This is a genomic window from Desulfonatronospira thiodismutans ASO3-1, from assembly GCF_000174435.1.
In the GTDB taxonomy this organism is placed as follows: domain Bacteria; phylum Desulfobacterota; class Desulfovibrionia; order Desulfovibrionales; family Desulfonatronovibrionaceae; genus Desulfonatronospira; species Desulfonatronospira thiodismutans.
On the sequence record NZ_ACJN02000001.1, the window covers coordinates 1166859 to 1187037 of the forward strand.

The window sequence follows — 20179 nt, forward strand, 5'->3', positions numbered from 1 at the left end:
CCTTGCAGTCCACCCTCATTATTAACATCGCAACCATTTAAAGGGCACTCAGTTGTAGTTCCTGGCACAGGATCTGGGGCACCCTGAATGGTTACTTAACATCGAATCTCCTTGAACATGATCTATTTTAACCTGATTCTTCTCCGGCATCAAATGCCAAATTGCCAGGTCAATATTCAAGGAAGCAGCCGACCCCGGACATTCCCGCAAATAACTTGCTCTCCAGCTCACCAGCATACGCGCTTAGCACAAATTTCAAACAAACATGCAGGTAACTTTATCTGACGCCCCGCCCAGCTGGATTACGAGCACGGTGTAAACTCCCCTCCTTAGCCAAGGAGGGGTCGGGGGTGGTTGTATGAGCTCCCTTCATTATCTCTCCCCTCCTTAGCCAAGGAGGGGTCGGGGGTGGTTGTATGAGCTCCCTTCATTATCTCTCCCCTCCTTAGCCAAGGAGGGGCCGGGGGTGGTTGTATGAGCTCCCTTCATTATCTCTCCCCTCCTTAGCCAAGGAGGGGTCGGGGGTGGTTGTATGAGCTCCCTTCATTATTCGGATGTTGCCCCGCAGGGACCTCTTTTTCCGCGCAGGATCGAGGAAAAAGCCTGATATCAATTTATCAGCGCAACAAGCCTGCAACCACTCCTCCACTCCTCAAAAGCATTGAAAGAACAATTTTTTTTGATTATCTTGCAACCCAACAGCGAATTAAATAAGTAAGTTATTATCGGAGGTCAGGCTATAAAATGATATGGACGGTTTGGGAAAAAGTCAGAGGAGCCTGCCTGACAAGGTACGTTTTCGGCCTGATCCTGACTGTGGCTTTGCTGGCCGGTTGCGCCAGCAGATACCCCCTGGACATACCGGAAGAACAGTGGGAAGCCATGACCCCGCAGGAGCAGCTTGAGGCCAGACAGGAGCAGGCAAAGCTGGACAGGGCCGCTGAAGAACGCAGGGCTGCCGAGGCCAGGGCCAGAGAAGCCGAAGCAAAAAAATGGCTCAAAGACCTGGAAGCCAGCAGAGAAGATGCCCGCTACGGAGAAAGGCTGCAGTGCGTATTGTCCCCGGCCCAGGCCTATATCGGACGCAGCTGGAGAGAAATCGAGCCCCTGGCCCTGGATGTGGTCAAGGGCATGGTTTTAAAACTTGATCTAAAAGAGGCTGACGACGGCGTCTTTCGTTACAGCACTGAGGCTTATGCCGGATTTGACGGACAGACCCTGAGCATTTGCCCTGAAGAGGATTATGTGCAGAAAAATGACCCAAAGTGCGCCAGAGTACTCGCAACCTTTGAGCAGTACAGGAAAGGCGTTGAAACCACCATCAAGGCATCGGATTTTCTAAGGGGCAAAATAGTTTGCGACCTCGTACCCGGCGAAGGTATGCCCAAACGCCTTATCCTGGAAAAATAACTCCAGGGCCTTTTTTTGCTAAGCCACAATAAAACCAGCAGGCTTGAGCATTGAGACTGGCCTGTCCATGAATAAAATTACCGCCCTAAATGTGGTTTTTTACTCCAAAAAGGTTTGACGCAAAATGGGTAAAAAATCACATCCGCCTCTGGTGGGGGCTGAGGCTCGGTGGCTGGAGAAGGATTTTGGAATCGGTGTCTGCAGTTCTGCTGAAGATGTGACTTTGCATAGGCGCTTGGCCGAAATTTCAAACCAACATGTTGGTAACTTTATCTGACATCCTGACCCGCTGGATAAGTGCACGGTGTCAATTCCCCTCCCATGGAAGAAAGTATGGGGTATGAGGGTATCCATGTGTGGGTGTAAAGATGTTTTGACTACCATACGCCCTTACTCCCATACTTCTTAAGGCCGGGGGTGGTTGTAACCGATCCTTTCATTATCTCTACCCTCCTTAGCCAAGGAGGGGCCGGGGGTGGTTATAACCGATCCCTTCATTATCTCACCCCGCCTTAGCCAAGGAGGGGCCGGGGGTGGTTGTAACCGATCCCTTCATTATCTCTCCCCTCCTTAGCCAAGGAGGGGCCGGGGGTGGTTGTAACCGATCCCTTCATTTTTCTGATGGTGCCCCGCAGAAGCCTCTTTTCCCGCGCAGGGACGCGGAAAATGCCTAAAATGCTTAAAAATAACTTCAAAACAACAAGATCAGCACTATGAAAAAATATCTCTGGTTAACATTCATTCCGGTCATTTTATTCATGGCCGGTTTGTCCCAGGCCAGCTACCGTATCGAGCTTGAAAGCGGAAAAAGTGTCATTACCCGCCATTACTGGGAAGAGGACGACTGGGTCATGTTCTACCAGTATGACGGGGTGGTGGGGTATCCTGCTCATCTGGTGCGTGACATTAGAGAGTCGGACCGACTTCCGCCAGATGAGGCTATGGAAAAGGCTGTAGGGGGAGAGCAAAGAGAGGATCTGGAAACGACTGATGTTGATCTTATCGAAGAAGCAGATGAAGCTAAAACCGATATGGATCCGGAAGAATTTGAAAGGAAGGTGGAGCAGTATCAGGAGGAGTTGAGAGATATATATCGTAGGCTTGTAGTAAAATCACAAGAATATTATTCTGCAATGCGTGAAAACCGTCCCAACCTTAAAAAAGAAGCTCGTAACAGCCATCAAAAGTTGATGGACCAAAAAAAACAATTAAAACAAAAAGTAATAGAGGCTTATAAAGGAGAAAAACCTGACTGGTGGGATAAAATAATCAGCCAAGAAAACTAAGACACGATTGCAAAAATCAGCTTTGCAAACGAAGAAGTCAGATAAAATAAGAAAAAAGTTACAAATATTATTTATCAAATTAATCCATCTTGATGTGACTACAAAAATTATTTTTTGCAGTCACAGACGTTAGTGACCAGACATCAAAATTCAGTAAGAACAAAGATTTATGTACATTATTGATTTCTCGACTTTTTGCAAGTGAATCCTACTTGCAGACCTATTGTCGTATACAATTTAACTTAATTCAGTCCAACTAACTTGGTCTATGCAAATCTGATTTGGTAAAAAAGCATTATCGATGTTTTCAGAATGTTCAAACTCAAAGGTCCCATGGAGTTCAACATCTGGATTTTGAATCTTATCAGCAGCCACTATCGACCCTTTGATTTTTGCACTTCCATTATGCGTAAAGCTACCATTAGACCAGAAAATTGCATGTTTTTCTCCACTACCAGCAAATGTAATATCTCCTCCAGCAATGACAGAAGTTGTTACTGTATCATAGTCATCTTCAGCATCATCCCACTTAGGACTACCTCTAAAATCAATATCACCACTCGCTATTACAGTTATATCACGTGGCATATCAGCTTGACTAGAAATCACTAAATCGCCATCAACAAATATAAATTCCTCATCATTTGAAATATTATCAAGAGTAACATCTTCTGAATAGTATTGACCGTGATCTTGTGCATATTCTCTCCAAAAAATTAAGTCATCTTCCTCAATTTTTCGAATTTGTTTACGAAATCCTTCTCCATAATTTTTTTTACCTATTATTTCTGCTCCAACTTTCTCAAATGAATCGTCATCTTCATTGTATATGCCATGTTCTTCTTTAACAATTGTTACATCCCCCAAGATTTTACCTCCTCCTCCACCACCAGTCTGAATCACTTCTCCATTAGCATGCATGCTACCTTTAAAGTCTTCATCCAGTGCTCCATTAATTGTAATATCACTTTCTGAAACAATCCCAACATTAAATGAACTATGTATAGCCTTTTGTGCTATCATCGTGCTTTTAATAATAGCTTCAGCTCTATTTTCTTCATTGATATTAACAGCTAGAAGTTTTACTCCTTTTTTGTAATTTGGATTATCATAAAAAACACTTAAGTCGACTACAGATATAAGATCGTCCTTATCATTATCTTCAGTATAATATAATCTTAAGTTCACAGAATCTCCCTGACTTAAATCACATATATCACCAAAGCTAGAATTGGCAGTCAGTCTATATTTAGGTGAGAAATCAAAAAAGTCTTCAGGCACCTCATCAGCCCCATCACCTTCCCAGCAAGTAGATACGGTATGTCTTAAAGCCTCAGTAGCAAGAGCAATCCCCGTTTCAGCATTATTAAACGCCTCATTTTTCAACTGCAGGTTACGAGAAATCTTCAGATCTAGATCTGAGTCTGTGGCCATGCCCATGACCACGATGCTCATGACAAGTAGTATCAGAAGTGCCATGATCAAGGCGCTTCCTTTCTGGGCGTTACCAAATGAACCTTCCATTTGGTATATATTTGTAAACATAGCCCCACCTTAAGCAATCAACATGAGCGTTGATGTAAAAGCTATTAGCAACCTTCTTCTTTTTCGCCACCTACAACGCGTCTAACATTTCTAGTCTTTTTCCCTCGGTACTCCCAACTGGCCTTTACCTTTATCACCCACATAGGGTTCGCATCTGCCAAGATGCTCCCACACTCATTAATTTTTTCCATGTCCCATTCAATCTCATATTTTAAACCACCTATTGCTATCTCCTCATTTTCACTGCATAAACTACTGTTACAATATGCTTCTGGATTCCCTGCCAACTCCTCAATCTTGGACTGGACCAGTTCCGTGGCCACAGTCATGGTCCTACTGAGGCCGCGGTTGGATACCGAAGCATCCTGCGCCGCCATCCAGCCCACAATACCCACCACCAGAATGAGCATGGCAATGAGTGCTTCCACCAGGGTAAAGCCGGTCTGCCTCTCCTGTGGAACCTTTTGTAATGGTAGCATGTTGTGCATATCTATTGTTCGCCTGCCATAAATGTTGCCAGATTTATTATCTCCTCAGACAGCCAGTAGCCTTTAACTCTTATATACTTTAAACTCCCGACATCTCCCTGAGCATGACCGGATAATCCTGCTTAAAAACATTGATTATGTTTTTGTCCAGAACATGCAAAGATTCCACAAGCTCAACTGGAAAGGAATCAAGTCGAAAAGCCAGGGTCTCCCGATCAAGAACACACTTTTTTCCGGCTTCCTCCATGACCACGGCCCAGTCTTGAGGATCATGCCTGTAAACTGTATACAGGTCGAATACATCCTTCGGTTCATCACGTCCAAGAATGGCACAGACCTTGTTAGCACATAAGTTGAGCAAATTATCCAGGACCAGGCCTTTTTTTGTACGGACATTCTTTCCGGACCGGTATACCCTGTCACAGATCAGATCCACTCTTAATTTTTTTTCCACCATGATCCGGACAAAGTCGCGAAAATCAGTGACGGGTTCATACTGGATACTTTTCTGATCCAGCCTGTTTAGCAGATCCCTTACATCTTCCCGAAATAATGCAGTGTCATTGGTAAAAAAATCCAGATCTACAGAGTAGCGCTCCGAGAAATAAAAACGGTGCAGACAGGTTCCTCCTGTAAGGTAAAATGTCGTGTCCACTAAAAAAACCGCTTCCAGAACCTGATCCTGCAATTCATATAACTGCTTGAAATCTATCTCTTCCATTGCAACTCCGGGACAAGACTGTGATCGCCGGTGATATTGGCTGCCACGAGACGCACCCTTTTTTTACCGCCCGACATGGACAAATACCTGTCCAGCATTGGCAGCAGATCTTCCATGGGAAAAAGCACCTTCAGGTGTTTTGAGGGATGCCTGCTGTTCTCAATTATTTTTGAGAACAGAAAACGCCCGAATGCAGCATCCTTTTTCTCCAGCCTTTCAAGTATATCCTGGGGGGTAACAAGATAATCACCCCAGAAACATTCCTGTACCACCTGGGTGGCTGAATGCAGTTTATCGTCCATGAGGTTTTTTATCCATTATCGATACCGGTTTCATCTTGCCGATCCACCTGGGGAATATCCCAGGACCTTCAGCTTTTCCTCGTTGATGCTGGAACTCATGATACAATCTCTTCCAGGGATTGTCTGGACACTCCTTCATTGGCCAGCATATCCAGTGAACACTGTTCAATGCAAGAACTCAACAATTCATCATCCTTACAAAAAAGCCTTACACCATCACTGAATACTGAACAAAGAAAGGGAGCAGGAGCATGATTGACGATAACCACGTGAAAAACCTGCCTGAAGACATTGCTCAGAATTTCAGCATATTCTTCTTCAATACTGCGAACGTTCCCAAGGTGTTCCAGATCCACATACAAAGCAAGGTCAATGTCCTGAAAAGGCATGCCGGAAACAAAAGAACCGTAGACATAGGCAAAGACCAGCTCAGGCCTGGGCTCCAGGTATGTGCTCAGATCACGCAGCAGGACATCTCTTTCCCTGGATGCAAGATTTTTACGATATGGGCAGGTTATTTCTTCCATATATGCTCCGGAACATGGAATAAAGATAAATCCCCATAGAGGGCTTTCCACCAGCAAACCCCGACGAGATCTAAAACACATTACGCAGGGTCACCTCGCCATGGCTTTCCATGCGAACATATTCCCCGTTCACTTTCTCCTTGCTTCTCCCTTGCAAGGAAAATCTGATTTTGCGTATGTTGTTCATGTCACCTATAGTGCTGTCATCATCATGCCATGTACCATTTTCATAGTACTGAAAGCTTATGTCCTCTATGTTTTCAGCTACAATCCAATGCTGTTCTCGGTCAACAGCTGTCCTCTGGTATGCAAAAATCTGAACTTGGAGATTGTTGTCTTTTATAAAAATACGAGCCGGAGATACCATATACACTTCTACATCATGATGTTGCAGATCTTCTTCGCTAATAGGTAGATCAGAGGTAAATGTTATATCTTTATCGCTGACGTTATAGACTTCATAAAAACTATTGCCTGCCAAACCAGGAAAAAATGATAGATATTGCTTAAAGTCATTTTGTGTGGTTATTGATGGACTTGGTTTTTTATTAAGATTTATTTCATCATCATTCAAAACTTCTGCCACTTTTCCCAAAACCTTAAATCCATAAACTATAATTACGGAATCACTTTCAAATTGATTGCTCTTAGTATCATCATCAATAAAAGTTGAAATATTTATCGTATCACCTTCGGGATCATCGCCAGACATGACAAGACCTTGTGCAAATGAAGCATAACACCCAAATCCTGCATGGCGTAAAACATGTTTCAGCCTATCTACAGATACCCTCATGTTCTGCTGAACTTCCATCCGGGCTGCTTCAGCAGCTGATATCCTGCTGTGAGAAATAAAAGTAGAAACCAGCCCCCCCATAATTAGAGACATAACCACTAAAACAATTAAGAGCTCAATTAAAGTCAATCCATTTGAATGCCATCTAAATATATTTTTATCTATTTTCATTATCTTACATTGGTCCTTCAATAAAAATACGTCCTGCGGTACGAACTTTTAAACTATAGTGTTGTTTATTATTTTTTATCACAACTTCATAGTTGCCAGATGTACCTAAGGGCTGGAATGATATAGGATTGCGATTAAACTCTAATTCTAATTCATTGGGAAGCTTTACGCTTGCTAACACCTTGTCATACTGATCAGGCAGACTAATTGTGTACATATCAACATATAAATTAATATAAGCTCTGGTATTCCTCTTCACCGCCTCCATCCGCGCTTCCTGCAGGGTGGATTTGAGGTTGTTGGCTTCTGCTCTGAGGCGGTAGCCGTCGGTATTAATATAAACCAAGGCAGTGCCGGCGAGGATGGCTATGATGGCCAGGACCACCAGCAGTTCTATCAGGCTGAGGCCTGCGGACCCCTGGCGTAAGGTTTTTTTCTGGTCCGAATTCATGATTTTTTGATACCAGTTTAGCTTTGGCAAGGCAATATGATCCTGGGTGTAATTTTAAACCGCCTTGTTAATTTTCATGCAAGTAAAAGACCAGTTGCTCCTTGAAAGCAAAAGGGCACAGATGATGGTTGCTGATACGGAGAGTGCCTGCGCCGACTTGAACATGAACCTGAAAGGTGCTTGAAGTATTTTTACTTCTCGGGTAAGTTTTAGAGGACAGGCACCCTGGTTGATTTCCCTGTTTTAGAGGGCCTGATTCGATGATCAGCAACCCTCCAGGGCGGAGATATGCCGATTTACCTGTCTGCCAGTCGGGTAATGCCTTGCTGGGGATATTTATTCTTCAAAACCGTGTGTGCGGAGCACCCGTGCGAAGCCTGAAGGCTTCCCGTGCCTAATAAGATTTTTTTGGCACGGGCAACTTCGTTGCACACCCCGGTGAAACCCGCTACGCGGACCCAGCACTCACTTTTCCATTTGTTTGCTTGTGATGAAACCGAAATTATTAAAGTGAGTGCTGGGTGTTTCACGGGGCGAGCGGGCGGCTCTGCCGCTCACGGCTGGGGAGTACGCCTCAGGCCTATTCCCGGTGGCGATTGCTGGCACCCCTTGAATGGTTACCAAGCCCATTCAGACCGGAAAATTTTGAACTCGACAATCCCATTGGTTCACGAAATCAGCACCTCTGGCATTGAAATAAGAACTGAATAGCTCGAAGAGCTAGCCCAAAGTTTACCCGGTGAAACCTTCTTTTGTTTAACCAGGGGCATTCAACCGGGGCTAGGACAAAAATATTTACTCTTATCAGACTGTTAATCCTGTAAATCCTGCCTGCCCCGTGTATATGCTTCCAATACACTGGGGTCAAAAAAATCTTTGGCTTTTATCATGAAACACGAGGATCTAACCAGAAAAATCATTGCCTGCGCATACAATGTACATAACAAGCTTGGCTTTGGTTTCCTCGAGAGCGTATACAGGCGGGCGATGATGATTGAACTGGCCAGAATGGGGCTGAAAGCTGAAGAAGAAAAGCCCCTGAAAGTTCATTATGATGAGCATATTGTCGGTGACTTTTCAGCGGACATCTTGGTGGAGGATGAAGTCATAGTTGAATTGAAATCAGTTCAGCAGTTCGCCATAGGCCATGAATTACAGCTTGTAAATTACTTGAACGGGATAAAGCTTGATGTCGGTTTACTGCTCAATTTTGGCCCCAGAAATGTTGATGTGAAGAGGAAATACAGAAAAAAAGAAATTGAAGAGGGTTAGACAGGATTAACAGGATGGATAGGATAATCAGCCACCGGCCTGATGCCGCTGACTGAATTTACCATCCAGCACTCACTTTCTTCCGAGATTCATGAGTGCCGGAAAAAAGTGAGTGCTGGAGTGATTACCTTTTGGCCTGGCTTCCGGCTTGTCCTGTTGAATAGCTCGAAGAGCTAGCCCGCAGGGCATTCAACCGGGGCCAGGACAAAAATGTTTACTCTTATCAGACTCTTAATCCTGTAAATCCTGTCAAAAAACTCTTTTCTTTATTGGGTTCAGGATTAACAGGATGGATAGGATAATCAGCCACCAGCCTGATGCCGCTGACTGAATTTACCATCCAGCACTCACTTTCTTCCGACATTCATGAGTGCCGGAAAAAAGTGAGTGCTGGAGTGATAACCTTTTGGCCTGGCTTCCGGCTTGTCCTGTTGAATAGCTCGAAGAGCTAGCCCGCAGGGCATTCAACCGGGGCCAGGACAAAAATGTTTACTCTTATCAGACTCTTAATCCTGTAAATCCTGTCAAAAAAGTTCTTTTCTTTATTGGGTTGCAGGCAAAGCCCGCCTTAGAGGATATATAACATGAGAGACGAACTGTTCTGGGATTGCCATGACCCGACTCCTGAACTGGAAATCCAGCGAGCTATCAATTTTGGTGGTTTTGATTATATTGACTACATTCAAAAAAAATATGGCATGGACAGGTTCAGGCAAACCCTGATAAACAATCGCAATCTCAGTCGAAAAGCGGTAAACTACTGGTGCATGGTGCTGGGTATAGACCGTAATCAAACACGCTCATATCAGACAGAGAACATCTGGCTGCCTGTAAGATGAGGTCTCACCATTTCAAGCAGGTTAATACGAGAGGAATAATGAACAACCTGATTACAGCCACCAAGCAATTTTTTGATGCAAGCAGCGAAGACATCCTTCTAATATTCGTCTTCGGCTCCGCCGCAGTCAACAGGTTGACCAGTGAAAGCGATGTGGACGTGGCCCTGTTGTTCAGCTGCACGCCGGAGTATTTCCAGATCCTGAAAATCAAAGCCGAACTTGCCGCAGCAGTAGGCAGAGAGGTTGACCTCGTGATCCTGAACGACTCCTCTCCCATAATCAGGATGCAGGTCCTGAAGAACGGTATACTGCTCAAAAAATTCAGCAGTGCGGCATACAGCGAATTTGTGGTCAGGACAGTCAAGGAATACGACGACCTCAAAAGGAAAAGAAAAGAAGCGGAAGACAGGCTCCTGCAGGGAAGAATATATGCCTGACCTGGACATCATTTATTTTAAGAAGGCCTTATGAATAACTGGATATTTTTATCATACCCTCTGAATCCCCAAGCCCCGGCTTACGGTGGTGGACACGGCTTTGCCGAGAAAAAAGTCAAGCAGATGGACCATGGAGATTCCTGCGACACCAAGAGCTGGTCCATGTCCAATCACATAGGCACTCATATTGATTTCCCCAGGCATTTCTCAACCAGGGGTAAGGATATTGATGATTACGACCCTGAATTTTTCATCTTTTTTCAGGTCTTCATTGCAGACATATCCCCGGCTGAACCAGAGCTGATCATTACCCCTGACCACTTAGACATATCACAGGCTCCAGCAGACACAGACCTGTTGCTTATCAAAACAGGATTCGGCGGGTTAAGAGGGCAGGACATTTACTCGCAGGACAACCCGGGCTTCCACCCCGACCTGGCGGATTATCTGCGGGAAAGGCTGCCTGCACTGCGAGTGTTCGGATTTGACAGCATCTCCCTGTCTTCCTATGCCCACCGGGACCTGGGACGAGAAGCCCACAGGGCTTTTCTTCTGGACAACAACCACCCCATACTGCCCTTAGAGGATATGCACCTGGAGCAGATTGACGGCCACACAGAGATTAAGCAGGCGATCATCGCCCCCCTGCGCGTCACCGGGGCAGACGGCGCACCATGTACAGTCCTGGCGAAAGTAAAAAGGCAGTAATTTCCTTGCCCGGCCTTAAAGATCACAATCAAATAACAGCTGCATTGTGACGGAGCCAATTCAAAGATTAAAGATAAAAGAACCTGTCCACGAATCAACGCAAATTTACACGTAACCATTCAGGGGGTGCCAGCAATCGCCACCCTGAATAGACTTGAGGCGTACTCCCCAACAGTGAGCGGCAAAGCCGCTCGCCTGTCACGCCCCTGGCGTGATGAAACAAACGTAGTTTCAGCGTAGCTGGTTTCACTGGGATGTGCAACGAAGTTGCCCGTGCCAAAATAATCTTCTCCGGCACGGGAAGCCATCAGGCTTCACACAGGTGCTCCGCACACACAGCTTTAAAGCATAAAGAACCCAAGCACACCGTCAGGCAAGACACTCTGCAGGCCAGCCACCACTCTTCAACCGTGAGCGGCAAAGCCGCCCGCCTGTCACGCCCCTGGCGTGATGAAACAAACGTAGTTTCAGCGTAGCTGGTTTCACTGGGATGTGCAACGAAGTTGCCCGTGCCAAAAAAAATCTTCTCTGGCACGGGAAGCTTGCAGGCTTCCCGTGCCAGTGTTGTTGCGGGGACTGTCCCAATTGGGATAAATGCACGTCTTTATCTTAACAAATAACAGATAACAGATAACTGGGTTGCGGGCGTAGCCCGCGTTAGTCATCATCATTTTCCAGATAGTGCATTAGATCTTGGACTGATCCACTCTTTATGCTGCCCGTGGCATATTCCTGCTCAACAGTTCGACATTCCTCAGCGATCCTGATACGCTCCTCTTCCATTGTCCTTTTCTGGATGATCCTGATTAAATCAAGCCTGGTTTCATAAGGCAGAGCCATTGCCTGGTCCAGAATGGTATCAATATTTTGCATGACTTATCTCCAAAAGTTGAGAAAGATAGTGATCAAAACCCCTCTGTGGATAATTCAAATCCAAATAGTATGTTACAAAAATATAAAATGTGCTTAGCGGTTATGTCAATGTGCTGATGGAGACGATCATGAGCAATAGACAGGATTAACAGGATTAACAATTGACAGGATTACCTTTTGGCCTGGCTTCCGCCTGTCCCGTTTTACCCGGTTAAACACGGCTATGCCGTAGACCAGAGGTCTGTTTAACTGGGTGAATTGCTCGCAGAGCAAGCCCGAAGGGCATTAAACTGGGAGCCAGGACAAAAATGATTTTCTCTTCATCAGGTCTTGCCGCTACCTGCACTGGCAGTAATAATATGAATACCAGACATCTATTCCTCCACTGTGGATATGGATCAAAAAGCCTACTTGAATCGGAAATCAAAATGAATTACTATATATAAAGATGCACCTGTAAAAGTCGTAACCATTCAGGGGATGCCTCAATCGGCCTGGGGACAGTAATCGTCACCGAGGACCACTGAATGGTTACTAAAATCCGATAAAATGAATAATTCAGAAATAAACAATCTGCATAACTATTTGTTTTTACTGACATCTGACGTCTGATATCTGACATCTCTGACTGCAAAAGTGACTTTTTGCAGTCACATCATAAAAGGAGGTGATTGATTATGGAAACAACCAGGGTAATCCAGACCGAACATTCACAGGCTATTGAATTGCCTCAAGAATATCAGATTGATGCTGACCGGGTTAAAATCCGACGTTACAAAAACACCCTTATCATTGAACCTTTACCCGAGAACTGGGACTGGCTTGATGAGGTAATTGGACCGTTAGACACGGATTTCGAACAGGCCGTAGCTGAACAACCTGCTGTCCAGAGCAGAGCTGAACTGGATTTTTTTGAATGAAGTATTTGCTGGATACAAATACCATTATCGCCTTGTTCAAAGGTAACAAGTTGTTTGTGGATCGCCTACGCTCCCATCATGTCCGGGATTTTGGAATATCTTCGATTGTGGTCCATGAATTATTGTATGGTGCTTATAAAAGTCAGCGGCAGTCAGAAAATCTGGAACGTGTCGCCAAACTGCAATTTGAAGTTGTTAACTTCACTTTGAATGATGCTCGCTGGGCTGGCAGCTTAAGAGCTCAGTTGGCTAAGAATGGGCTTCTTATCGGGCCATATGATATACTTATAGCTGGTCAAGCAGTATCCCGGAACTTGACCCTGCTTTCAAACAATATTCGAGAGTTCCAAAGGATTGAAGAACTCAAAATTGAGGGCTGGACGGTTTGAAAATATAAAGCAAGCACACTGTTTTCTTGGAAAGTCAAAATTTCCGGTGTAACACCTCAAATTTATTGCATTTTTCTTAGTTCCAGCTGTGCAGATGCATTCAGGATATAACTATCTGAAACTACAAGTCTTTTTTCTCAACCTATTATGCTTACTCCATATTCTTTAAATACTGGATCCTGAGTTACGACAGGCATTGCATAAAAAAAAGCACTGGCAATAATCATCCGGTCAAACGGGTGCTTTGCACACACGGTTTTGAAGAATAAAGAGACCAAACAGCCTGCCAGGCATGACGCCCTGTAGGACAGGCACCACTCTTCAACAGTGAGCGGCAAAGCCGCCCGTGTGCAACGAAGTTGCCCGTGCCAAAAAAAAATCTTCTCTGGCACGGGAAGCCTTCAGGCTTCACACGGGTGCTTTGCACACACGGTTTTGAAGAATAAAGAGACCTGAAAGGGGTTGCCTGCTTGGCTGGTCATGACAGACGTTACTCCCCAACCGTGAGCGGCAAAGCCGCCCGCTCGCCCCGTGAAACAGACTTTTGTCTCCGCGTAGCGGGTTTCACCGGGGTGTGCAACGAAGTTGCCAGCCTGTCACGCCTATGGCGTGATTGAATAGCTCAAAGAGCTAGCCCGCAGGGCATTCAACTGGGGTGCCAAAAAAATCTTCTCTGGCACGGGAAGCTTGCAGGCTTCCCGAGCCAGTGTTGTTGCGGGGACTGTCCCAATTGGGATATATGCACGTCTTTATCTTAACAAACAACAGATAACAGATAACTGGGTTGCGGGCGTAGCCCGCGTTAGTCATCATCATTTTCCAGGTAGTACATCAGATCTTGGACTGATCCACTCTTTATACTGCCCACGGCATATTCCTGTTCAACATTTCGACATTCCTCAGCTATCCTGATACGCTCCTCTTCCATTGTCCTTTTCTTGATGATCCTGATTAAATCAAGCCTGGTTTCATAAGGCAGAGCCATTGCCTGGTCCAGAATAGTATCAATGTTTTGCATAACTGATCTCCAAGAGTTGAAAAAAATTTTAAATTTGAACTTTAAAAAATCTATAGGTAATCACGATTACATCCAATTACATTATTGTAATCAAAAACACTTCTCAAGCTGGCAACACCTTGCAATTACAAGACATAATATATGGCACTATATTTGCACATCTTGCATCAGCAGAACCTAACCTTTCACAAATTTTTAGGGCGTGCCTTTTTTAGACAGACCCTTGAGGGCCTAATGCCATCTTACAATTATTTTCCTGAAAGTAAAAGTTCCTGCCAGGGCCTTACACTGATTGAACTGCTTGTTATCCTGGCCATACTTGGAATAATCATTTCCATTATGGGCATGAACCTGCGTCCCTTTGGCAATGACCTGGAGAACGCCACCCAGGAGACAGCAGGCTTCTTCAAGCAGACCCGGGTAAAGGCCATAAGCAGTACTTCTGCATATCGGGTGATTTTCAATACAGACAATCACCTCATTGTTGAGCATGCTATATTCTGCAAAGACGAGGAGGGCTGGCAGAGGGATGCCAAGCTGGATCTCGAACTTCGGGAAGGAGTTGTTTTTAATAGTAAAGACTTTACAAATGAAGAGGTCCTGCTGTGCTTCAACAGCAGGGGGTTCAGCACAGAAAACATTGAACTAGAAATCGTGGATGCTAAAAACAACTCCAAAGCCCTGGAAGTCTATCTGGGCGGCGCAGTGGTGATTAAATGAAGCAGAGCGGTTTTACCATAATTGAAGCCCTTATGGCAGTAGCTGTCCTGGGGATTATTGTTGCCGGCATTTTGCCTGCATATTCGCATTATTCCCAGCTGAACACCAGAAGCGAACTGAAGTCATCGGCAGCAGCCATGGCCCAGGAACAAATGGAAAAAATGCGACGCCTGGATTTTTCCATGTGGGAGGCTTCAGGCCACACGGAGACGAAATCCATGGGCGGAAGAGAATTCACAATGGAAGTCACCCATTCACAGTATAAACCTGATGAGGGCACCACTATAAGCGGAGCCAGAAAAATTCATACAAAAATTTCCAGCGGAGACAGGCTGATCTATGAAGTCACCACCATATACACCCAGCTCGACTAAGGGTCTCACCCTGATAGAGCTACTGGTAGCACTGGCTATTTCCAGTATTGTCATAGCTCTTGTCCTGCCTTTGCTTTTGAGCAACCAGCGCCTGGTAAAAGTTGATCAGTCCAGGACAGCAGTTTTCCAGAACCTTAGAAGCGCTATGGAAATGGTGGGAACCGACGTCCGTATCGCCGGGGAAAGGCTGGAGCAAAGGGGTGGACCGAATATTATGCCTATAGAAATTGTAAAAGGTGAAAACGGCGATCCGGATGAACTGATTCTTCGGCGTAACCTGTTAGATTACACACTGCCTGTTTGTGATACTCTCAATGCCGACAACGCTGAACATAATATAAATGTCCGCCAGGTTGGCAACAATCCTCCTTGGAATAATTATCCTGAATGTCAGGGACATCCGGGAGAAGTGCCGCATGAACTGGAAATCTGGAGAGAATACCGCGATAATCAGGGAGGCGATGTGCGTATTTATATCTATGATCCAATTATTAAGATTGGTGAATTTTTCATATATGACCATGATGATAGTTCTGATATTCAAGTGCATAGAAAAGCTGGCAAGTGGAAAAACAGTTATGGAAATGATGTAGGAAACAGCGGCGCATCAGAAAAGTTGCCAAAGCTTTATGTCTTGGAAGAAAGACGTTACAGACTAAATACCGAAAACAATATACTTGAGCTTGTCATCAATGGAAATGACGAGGAAGTTAAAAATATTGCAGGCGAAATATTTGATTTCAGGGTTCAGGCCGTAATGATCGATGGCAGCACCGTTGACGAAATATCTACCACCTCTCACTGGCGCAACCTGAAAGCTATAAAAGTGACTCTCGAATCCAAATCCAGTGTACAGGATGAAACAGTCCAGCGAACCATAAGTTCAAGGTTTTTCCCCAGAAACGTCATGTCCGAAATGTGAGGACGATATGAACAGGCATAAAAGCTCCCAGGGGGGCTTTGTCATGATGACTGTGATCTCCCTGTTGGCGACCATAATGGTTTTGCTCAGTGCATACTTTTTTACCACCAACATTGAAACCAGGTCCGTCCAGTCTTCCCTTGGAAGCGTCACTGGATTCTACTCTGCAGAGGCAGGTCTCAACATTAGGGGTGAAGAAATCAGGCAGCTTTTTATCGGCTTTCAAAGACCCTCGGGCACCAGCCCGGACGAAAACAACCCCTGTCAGAATAATAACCAGGGATCTGGCGACTTTGAATGCAAAACATATTCTTATAATGATCGAGATATTATCACCTATGTCGTTGAGGATGAAGACAATCAGAATGACAATGTCATTAGAATTCCCCAGGGAGAGCTTTTTGCCGGCCTTAATGCAGTGGAATATCGTTATACTGTTCTCTCTGAAGCTGCTCCAAAAAAAGATGACCGGCCCGAAGCCATTCTGGAAATGGTCTTTCGCAGCAGGCTGGTGCCTCTTTTTCAGTTTGCTGCGTTTTATGACAAGGACCTGGAACTCCTTCCCGGAGAAGACATGGAACTGTTCGGACCCATACACGCCAACGGTGATATTTATACAGGAGCAGACGGAGCCAATCTCAATATCGATGGCCAGATCACTGCTTCATTCAACCCTGAAGACCAGCATTCAGAAGGCGGCGGACGATTCCATATCCAGCGCAAAGATAATACAAGTACGCAATTCGAAGATACAGTTCACGTTAATGACGGTACCGGGAACTTTGAAACCATCCCTGGAGGGGGAATGATTGAACAGGAAGTGCTGGACGACTGGAACGGGCTTATAGAAACCGAGCTGGACGCCCTGACAGTGCCGGAGGCTCATGATTTTGAGCCAGGCGGGGAATACTGGCAAAAGGCAGACCTGATTGTGGCTCTGGATATGACGGATGTCAATGATCCTGCTATTGTAGTTCCGGAAAGAAAAAATAAAGACTCCATTGAAAATCAAATGACTCAGACATTAAACATGCCTTTATGCATTGACAGTGTAGACTGCGATCTCGAAGAAGTAGAAGACCAGGATGACGCTCCCCGCAATGATCCAGATCTGTTTTCGGTTGCATATGATGATGATTTTCTTGATGAAATAAAAGGCGAAGAGCTTATGATAAGCCGCTACCCGGTCGAAGCTTCCGACAGTTTCCACGACAGCAGGGAAGGAGGAAATATAACCATGCTGGAGGTTGATCTCCCCTTTCTCTTGTCCCGAATACATGAAAGTTCTGAAAAACATGGCGATTGTACTGGGGATATAACAATAAGAAACCTGCTATCAGACAGCCCGCATTATAATTTCAATGAACTAAACATAGATACTTCCGGAGATGGAGGACTGGTCATCTATTTTACTGTAATTAAAGACTATGATCCAGGACAGGACAAGGGAGAATACGGAGTAAGGATAAGAAATGGCGCTCACTTGGGAGCATGTGATGACACCCTGGAAGAAATGGGACTTACACCCGGCGAAGCTCCAAAAATACAGGGACTGACCCTGGTAAGCGACATCCCATTTTATATTCAGGGGCATTACAACCTGAATGACCCAAGCGATCACTCAGCCTCCAGGGATCCTAATCAGGCTGAAGGAAGCGTTCTGCCGGAAGAAGGACTGGAATACGAAAACTGGCGTCCAGCAGCAATCATTGGCGACACGATTAATATCCTTTCGCAAGGATGGGACAATGACAGTGACAGCACAACAGGTGGCGATGGACCTGTCACAAATGCTGAAACCCGGGTAAACGCAGCTTTTCTGGCAGGGACCGACAGCACTCAAGAGCTTAACGCAGCATATTCCGGGGGCCTGGAAAACTTTCCCCGTTTTCATGAAAACTGGGGCACAACCAGATTTTACTACCAGGGCTCATTTGTAAGTCTAAATGAATCCAGGCATGCAAGCGGCGACTGGGGCGATGCAAGCTACAACCCGCCGGCAAGGCCATGGACTTACGACGAGCGCTTCAACTACATGGAAAACCTGCCTCCCCTGACTCCCAGGTTTGTTTACCTGAAGCAGGAACGATTCATCAGGGATTTCGACAGATAAGAGCAATTTTCAGCTCGCTCATAAGGGGAACACGGCAATGAAGCCGCCTTGTAATAAAAATTACACTCTTGTAATTATATTTACACCGATTACACCAAGCAGACAGTCAAAAGCACCCATGCGACTCTCAGTTTCATTATTTTTTATTAGCAATCAACTGAAAACTTAATGCTCCCAAGGATGGATAACCCCATAAACCAGCACCCTAAAAGTTGGCCCCTTACTTGCATAAACCTATATTAAAATATGGTTATCAGGGGGCAAAAAATTAGTGACAATTTTTGAAGATTGTTCTAAATGAGGAGATATCTGATAATTAAGGCTAACAAAGCGTACAGGTTACGCCAGTATAGTCAGGGTAGCAACCTGAAATGCTGAAAATCTGAATTACGAACTTAAATTCAAAACCAATCATTTAATCAAAAACGGAGGTATTCAAAATGAATTTACCAAAACCAGCAGAACGGTCCAGGGAACAGGGTTTCACCCTCATCGAACTTTTAATCGTGGTGGCCATCATCGGGATACTAGCGGCTATTGCTATTCCTCAATTCTCTGCTTATCAAGACAGAGCAAAGCTAGGAGTTATCACGTCTGACCTGAGAGCGTGTCTCAGCGAAAGCGTTGCGGCGGACGCTGTGGGCGAAGATCTCGAAGAGCATTGTTACATTGATGGCGATGACACCACAGTTGAAAATCCATTTAGAGATGACACTGGTGGTTTAGAAAATCTCGAAGAAATTGGCGGCGATGATGGCACATTGACTGTTGATACAGGTGCACATGATGACATTGAAAATGATGTGGAATGCGATTTCGATGGTAGGAGCCTGCGGGATTGTGTTTATGCAGATTGATAGTAATGATGATTAACAAGCCCCAGTATCTGTTTAGCGCTTTGCATGTGGCATGGGGACTGGCTCTTCCGGGACCCACTTGTCCCAAAAAATGAGATATTTTAAGCACAAAATGATGCTCAAGTGGGTCCCGGAGTGCCTGTCCCCTGCTTTCCTTAAAAGCGCTAAACAGATACAAGCCCCAGAAAAATATACTTGCAAAATCTTGGTTTTACAATTTTAAGAAAACATTAAAAAAGTAATACTATAGCAAGCTCCCAGCCACATTATAAGTAGGTGGGGGCTTGCACTTAAATATTGACAGGTAAATTGACCTAAACAAAACCATACAAAAAAATATTGAAGAATAAAAAAAGCGAGATTTGAATATTTTTCTACCTCAATATCAATGACATCGACCGTACAAGTAACAACGCAACATGCATGAAAGTCCCATGTATTCGCCAAATCACAACCAAAATGCCTTCACACTCATTGAAATTCTCTTAATAATTACCATTATAGGCCTTCTAACAGCTATCGCCATTCCCTGGTATGCAAGTTACCGTGATTCTACTAGAAAAGCAACAATCATACACGACCTGCGCATCTGCCTTTCAGAAACAGCTGTGGACATTCATAACGGTGATGCTCCCTCACCATGTCATATAGGGGCTAATGCGAATTACGATAAAAACCCCTTTGCAGATGAAGCCGGAATGCTATCACCCAGCCCGGATTTTGAAGTGGCCGGGTACTTCTTTGAGTTTGACGGCAGAAGAATCCACACCCTTGAATAGGAATCATCTCACTTTGAGTTTGCCACCGGCAACCCCCTGCAGTTCTTGCCTCCATTCTTATCTTCCAAAAAAACCGTGTGCTTTCGGCAGACGTGCGTAAGCAGAAAAAATTTCACGGCAGCTGGCGTAGGCTTTGCTTGGAGGGCCAGTTCAGGGGCTGGTCAATTTTCGGTTATCACAGCACAAGTTGAGACACCTCCTCCATGACTCAAGGTCCAGGAGGAGGGTCTGTTGATATTGCGCTGGCTTGGCGTGGAGGAG

Annotated in this window: 23 protein-coding genes and 1 pseudogene; 15 read left to right on the top strand and 9 right to left on the bottom strand. The window is 45.0% G+C overall.

Going from position 1 to position 20179, the window contains the following annotated elements:
- Nucleotides 1-744 precede the first annotated feature (744 nt).
- Together DTHIO_RS19545 and DTHIO_RS05415 are read left to right on the top strand one after the other, a co-directional pair.
- A complete protein-coding gene (locus DTHIO_RS19545) occupies nt 745-1410 on the top strand; it encodes a hypothetical protein (RefSeq protein ID WP_008869345.1) in 666 nt (221 codons plus the stop codon).
- 713 nt (nt 1411-2123) lie between these two features.
- On the top strand, nt 2124-2696 hold the full coding sequence (locus DTHIO_RS05415) for a hypothetical protein (RefSeq protein WP_008869346.1): 573 nt from the start codon (nt 2124-2126) through the stop codon (nt 2694-2696).
- A gap of 237 nt (nt 2697-2933) precedes the next feature.
- Here the strand turns inward: DTHIO_RS05415 and DTHIO_RS05420 are convergent, their stop codons facing one another.
- The 7 genes from DTHIO_RS05420 to DTHIO_RS05450 all read right to left on the bottom strand — a co-directional run bounded on the left by DTHIO_RS05420 (nt 2934) and on the right by DTHIO_RS05450 (nt 7697).
- Nucleotides 2934-4241, bottom strand: coding sequence for a PilX N-terminal domain-containing pilus assembly protein (locus tag DTHIO_RS05420; protein WP_008869347.1), 1308 nt, complete (start codon nt 4239-4241; stop codon nt 2934-2936).
- A 44-nt stretch (nt 4242-4285) separates the two neighbouring features.
- The gene (locus tag DTHIO_RS05425) at nt 4286-4729 is read right to left on the bottom strand and encodes a type IV pilus modification PilV family protein (RefSeq protein WP_008869348.1); all 444 of its coding nucleotides are present in this window, start codon (nt 4727-4729) and stop codon (nt 4286-4288) included.
- Nucleotides 4730-4808: 79 nt separating this feature from the next.
- Nucleotides 4809-5450: a nucleotidyl transferase AbiEii/AbiGii toxin family protein gene (locus DTHIO_RS05430; RefSeq protein ID WP_008869349.1), complete on the bottom strand. Its 642-nt coding sequence runs from the start codon at nt 5448-5450 to the stop codon at nt 4809-4811.
- Nucleotides 5438-5752: a hypothetical protein gene (locus DTHIO_RS05435; RefSeq protein WP_008869350.1), complete on the bottom strand. Its 315-nt coding sequence runs from the start codon at nt 5750-5752 to the stop codon at nt 5438-5440. Before DTHIO_RS05435 ends, DTHIO_RS05430 begins: the two co-directional genes overlap by 13 nt.
- A gap of 95 nt (nt 5753-5847) precedes the next feature.
- Entirely contained in the window at nt 5848-6279 is a 432-nt protein-coding gene (locus tag DTHIO_RS19550) for a nucleotidyltransferase domain-containing protein (RefSeq protein WP_008869351.1), read from the bottom strand.
- Between the two features lie 70 nt (nt 6280-6349).
- Nucleotides 6350-7246 (bottom strand): PilW family protein, encoded by an 897-nt coding sequence (locus DTHIO_RS05445; protein ID WP_144311455.1) that lies wholly within the window; start codon nt 7244-7246, stop codon nt 6350-6352.
- 4 nt (nt 7247-7250) lie between these two features.
- The gene (locus DTHIO_RS05450) at nt 7251-7697 is read right to left on the bottom strand and encodes a GspH/FimT family pseudopilin (protein WP_161598638.1); all 447 of its coding nucleotides are present in this window, start codon (nt 7695-7697) and stop codon (nt 7251-7253) included.
- 888 nt (nt 7698-8585) lie between these two features.
- On the opposite strand from DTHIO_RS05450, the gene DTHIO_RS05455 reads away from it, so the two are divergent.
- From DTHIO_RS05455 to DTHIO_RS05470, 4 genes are all read left to right on the top strand, one after another.
- A complete protein-coding gene (locus tag DTHIO_RS05455; RefSeq protein ID WP_008869354.1) occupies nt 8586-8969 on the top strand; it encodes a GxxExxY protein in 384 nt (127 codons plus the stop codon).
- Nucleotides 8970-9553: 584 nt separating this feature from the next.
- Entirely contained in the window at nt 9554-9808 is a 255-nt protein-coding gene (locus tag DTHIO_RS05460) for a hypothetical protein (RefSeq protein WP_008869355.1), read from the top strand.
- Nucleotides 9809-9846: 38 nt separating this feature from the next.
- Entirely contained in the window at nt 9847-10245 is a 399-nt protein-coding gene (mntA, locus tag DTHIO_RS05465) for a type VII toxin-antitoxin system MntA family adenylyltransferase antitoxin (protein WP_040417573.1), read from the top strand.
- 30 nt (nt 10246-10275) lie between these two features.
- The gene (locus tag DTHIO_RS05470; RefSeq protein WP_008869357.1) at nt 10276-10953 is read left to right on the top strand and encodes a cyclase family protein; all 678 of its coding nucleotides are present in this window, start codon (nt 10276-10278) and stop codon (nt 10951-10953) included.
- A 657-nt stretch (nt 10954-11610) separates the two neighbouring features.
- Here the strand turns inward: DTHIO_RS05470 and DTHIO_RS05475 are convergent.
- A complete protein-coding gene (locus DTHIO_RS05475) occupies nt 11611-11826 on the bottom strand; it encodes a hypothetical protein (RefSeq protein ID WP_008869358.1) in 216 nt (71 codons plus the stop codon).
- A gap of 677 nt (nt 11827-12503) precedes the next feature.
- Here DTHIO_RS05475 and DTHIO_RS05480 point away from each other — a divergent pair.
- Together DTHIO_RS05480 and DTHIO_RS05485 are read left to right on the top strand one after the other, a co-directional pair.
- Nucleotides 12504-12746 carry an antitoxin gene (locus DTHIO_RS05480; RefSeq protein WP_008869359.1) on the top strand — a complete coding sequence of 81 codons (243 nt, stop codon included), beginning with the start codon at nt 12504-12506 and terminating at the stop codon, nt 12744-12746.
- On the top strand, nt 12743-13135 hold the full coding sequence (locus DTHIO_RS05485) for a type II toxin-antitoxin system VapC family toxin (RefSeq protein ID WP_008869360.1): 393 nt from the start codon (nt 12743-12745) through the stop codon (nt 13133-13135). Before DTHIO_RS05480 ends, DTHIO_RS05485 begins: the two co-directional genes overlap by 4 nt.
- An 802-nt stretch (nt 13136-13937) precedes the next feature.
- On the opposite strand, the gene DTHIO_RS05490 is transcribed toward DTHIO_RS05485, so the two are convergent.
- Nucleotides 13938-14153: a hypothetical protein gene (locus DTHIO_RS05490; RefSeq protein ID WP_008869362.1), complete on the bottom strand. Its 216-nt coding sequence runs from the start codon at nt 14151-14153 to the stop codon at nt 13938-13940.
- Nucleotides 14154-14387: 234 nt separating this feature from the next.
- On the opposite strand from DTHIO_RS05490, the gene DTHIO_RS05495 reads away from it, so the two are divergent.
- The 7 genes and pseudogenes from DTHIO_RS05495 to DTHIO_RS05520 all read left to right on the top strand — a co-directional run bounded on the left by DTHIO_RS05495 (nt 14388) and on the right by DTHIO_RS05520 (nt 19918).
- Nucleotides 14388-14873: a pilus assembly FimT family protein gene (locus DTHIO_RS05495; RefSeq protein WP_008869363.1), complete on the top strand. Its 486-nt coding sequence runs from the start codon at nt 14388-14390 to the stop codon at nt 14871-14873.
- Complete coding sequence (locus tag DTHIO_RS05500; protein ID WP_008869364.1) at nt 14870-15247, top strand: type IV pilus modification PilV family protein; 378 nt, start codon at nt 14870-14872, stop codon at nt 15245-15247. Before DTHIO_RS05495 ends, DTHIO_RS05500 begins: the two co-directional genes overlap by 4 nt.
- Nucleotides 15213-15308 (top strand): annotated as a pseudogene (locus DTHIO_RS22910) (PulJ/GspJ family protein); the annotation flags it as partial. The gene DTHIO_RS05500 and the pseudogene DTHIO_RS22910, both read left to right, overlap by 35 nt.
- Nucleotides 15309-15392: 84 nt before the next feature.
- A complete protein-coding gene (locus DTHIO_RS05505; protein ID WP_040417577.1) occupies nt 15393-16169 on the top strand; it encodes a hypothetical protein in 777 nt (258 codons plus the stop codon).
- A 7-nt stretch (nt 16170-16176) separates the two neighbouring features.
- Entirely contained in the window at nt 16177-18282 is a 2106-nt protein-coding gene (locus DTHIO_RS05510) for a hypothetical protein (RefSeq protein ID WP_008869366.1), read from the top strand.
- A gap of 440 nt (nt 18283-18722) precedes the next feature.
- Nucleotides 18723-19139 (top strand): prepilin-type N-terminal cleavage/methylation domain-containing protein, encoded by a 417-nt coding sequence (locus DTHIO_RS22630; protein ID WP_008869367.1) that lies wholly within the window; start codon nt 18723-18725, stop codon nt 19137-19139.
- 434 nt (nt 19140-19573) lie between these two features.
- Complete coding sequence (locus DTHIO_RS05520; protein WP_040417583.1) at nt 19574-19918, top strand: prepilin-type N-terminal cleavage/methylation domain-containing protein; 345 nt, start codon at nt 19574-19576, stop codon at nt 19916-19918.
- Nucleotides 19919-20179 lie beyond the last annotated feature (261 nt).

Excerpts from the sequence above, each read along its gene's own strand:
- DTHIO_RS19545 (WP_008869345.1), top strand. The coding sequence starts at position 745 with ATGATATGGACGGTTTGGGAAAAAGTCAGAGGAGCCTGCCTGACAAGG.
- DTHIO_RS05415 (WP_008869346.1), top strand. The coding sequence starts at position 2,124 with ATGAAAAAATATCTCTGGTTAACATTCATTCCGGTCATTTTATTCATG.
- DTHIO_RS05420 (WP_008869347.1), bottom strand. The coding sequence starts at position 4,241 with ATGTTTACAAATATATACCAAATGGAAGGTTCATTTGGTAACGCCCAG.
- DTHIO_RS05425 (WP_008869348.1), bottom strand. The coding sequence starts at position 4,729 with ATGCACAACATGCTACCATTACAAAAGGTTCCACAGGAGAGGCAGACC.
- DTHIO_RS05430 (WP_008869349.1), bottom strand. The coding sequence starts at position 5,450 with ATGGAAGAGATAGATTTCAAGCAGTTATATGAATTGCAGGATCAGGTT.
- DTHIO_RS05435 (WP_008869350.1), bottom strand. The coding sequence starts at position 5,752 with ATGGACGATAAACTGCATTCAGCCACCCAGGTGGTACAGGAATGTTTC.
- DTHIO_RS19550 (WP_008869351.1), bottom strand. The coding sequence starts at position 6,279 with ATGGAAGAAATAACCTGCCCATATCGTAAAAATCTTGCATCCAGGGAA.
- DTHIO_RS05445 (WP_144311455.1), bottom strand. The coding sequence starts at position 7,246 with ATGAAAATAGATAAAAATATATTTAGATGGCATTCAAATGGATTGACT.
- DTHIO_RS05450 (WP_161598638.1), bottom strand. The coding sequence starts at position 7,697 with ATGAATTCGGACCAGAAAAAAACCTTACGCCAGGGGTCCGCAGGCCTC.
- DTHIO_RS05455 (WP_008869354.1), top strand. The coding sequence starts at position 8,586 with ATGAAACACGAGGATCTAACCAGAAAAATCATTGCCTGCGCATACAAT.
- DTHIO_RS05460 (WP_008869355.1), top strand. The coding sequence starts at position 9,554 with ATGAGAGACGAACTGTTCTGGGATTGCCATGACCCGACTCCTGAACTG.
- mntA (WP_040417573.1), top strand. The coding sequence starts at position 9,847 with ATGAACAACCTGATTACAGCCACCAAGCAATTTTTTGATGCAAGCAGC.
- DTHIO_RS05470 (WP_008869357.1), top strand. The coding sequence starts at position 10,276 with ATGAATAACTGGATATTTTTATCATACCCTCTGAATCCCCAAGCCCCG.
- DTHIO_RS05475 (WP_008869358.1), bottom strand. The coding sequence starts at position 11,826 with ATGCAAAATATTGATACCATTCTGGACCAGGCAATGGCTCTGCCTTAT.
- DTHIO_RS05480 (WP_008869359.1), top strand. The coding sequence starts at position 12,504 with ATGGAAACAACCAGGGTAATCCAGACCGAACATTCACAGGCTATTGAA.
- DTHIO_RS05485 (WP_008869360.1), top strand. The coding sequence starts at position 12,743 with ATGAAGTATTTGCTGGATACAAATACCATTATCGCCTTGTTCAAAGGT.
- DTHIO_RS05490 (WP_008869362.1), bottom strand. The coding sequence starts at position 14,153 with ATGCAAAACATTGATACTATTCTGGACCAGGCAATGGCTCTGCCTTAT.
- DTHIO_RS05495 (WP_008869363.1), top strand. The coding sequence starts at position 14,388 with ATGCCATCTTACAATTATTTTCCTGAAAGTAAAAGTTCCTGCCAGGGC.
- DTHIO_RS05500 (WP_008869364.1), top strand. The coding sequence starts at position 14,870 with ATGAAGCAGAGCGGTTTTACCATAATTGAAGCCCTTATGGCAGTAGCT.
- DTHIO_RS05505 (WP_040417577.1), top strand. The coding sequence starts at position 15,393 with ATGGAAATGGTGGGAACCGACGTCCGTATCGCCGGGGAAAGGCTGGAG.
- DTHIO_RS05510 (WP_008869366.1), top strand. The coding sequence starts at position 16,177 with ATGAACAGGCATAAAAGCTCCCAGGGGGGCTTTGTCATGATGACTGTG.
- DTHIO_RS22630 (WP_008869367.1), top strand. The coding sequence starts at position 18,723 with ATGAATTTACCAAAACCAGCAGAACGGTCCAGGGAACAGGGTTTCACC.
- DTHIO_RS05520 (WP_040417583.1), top strand. The coding sequence starts at position 19,574 with ATGTATTCGCCAAATCACAACCAAAATGCCTTCACACTCATTGAAATT.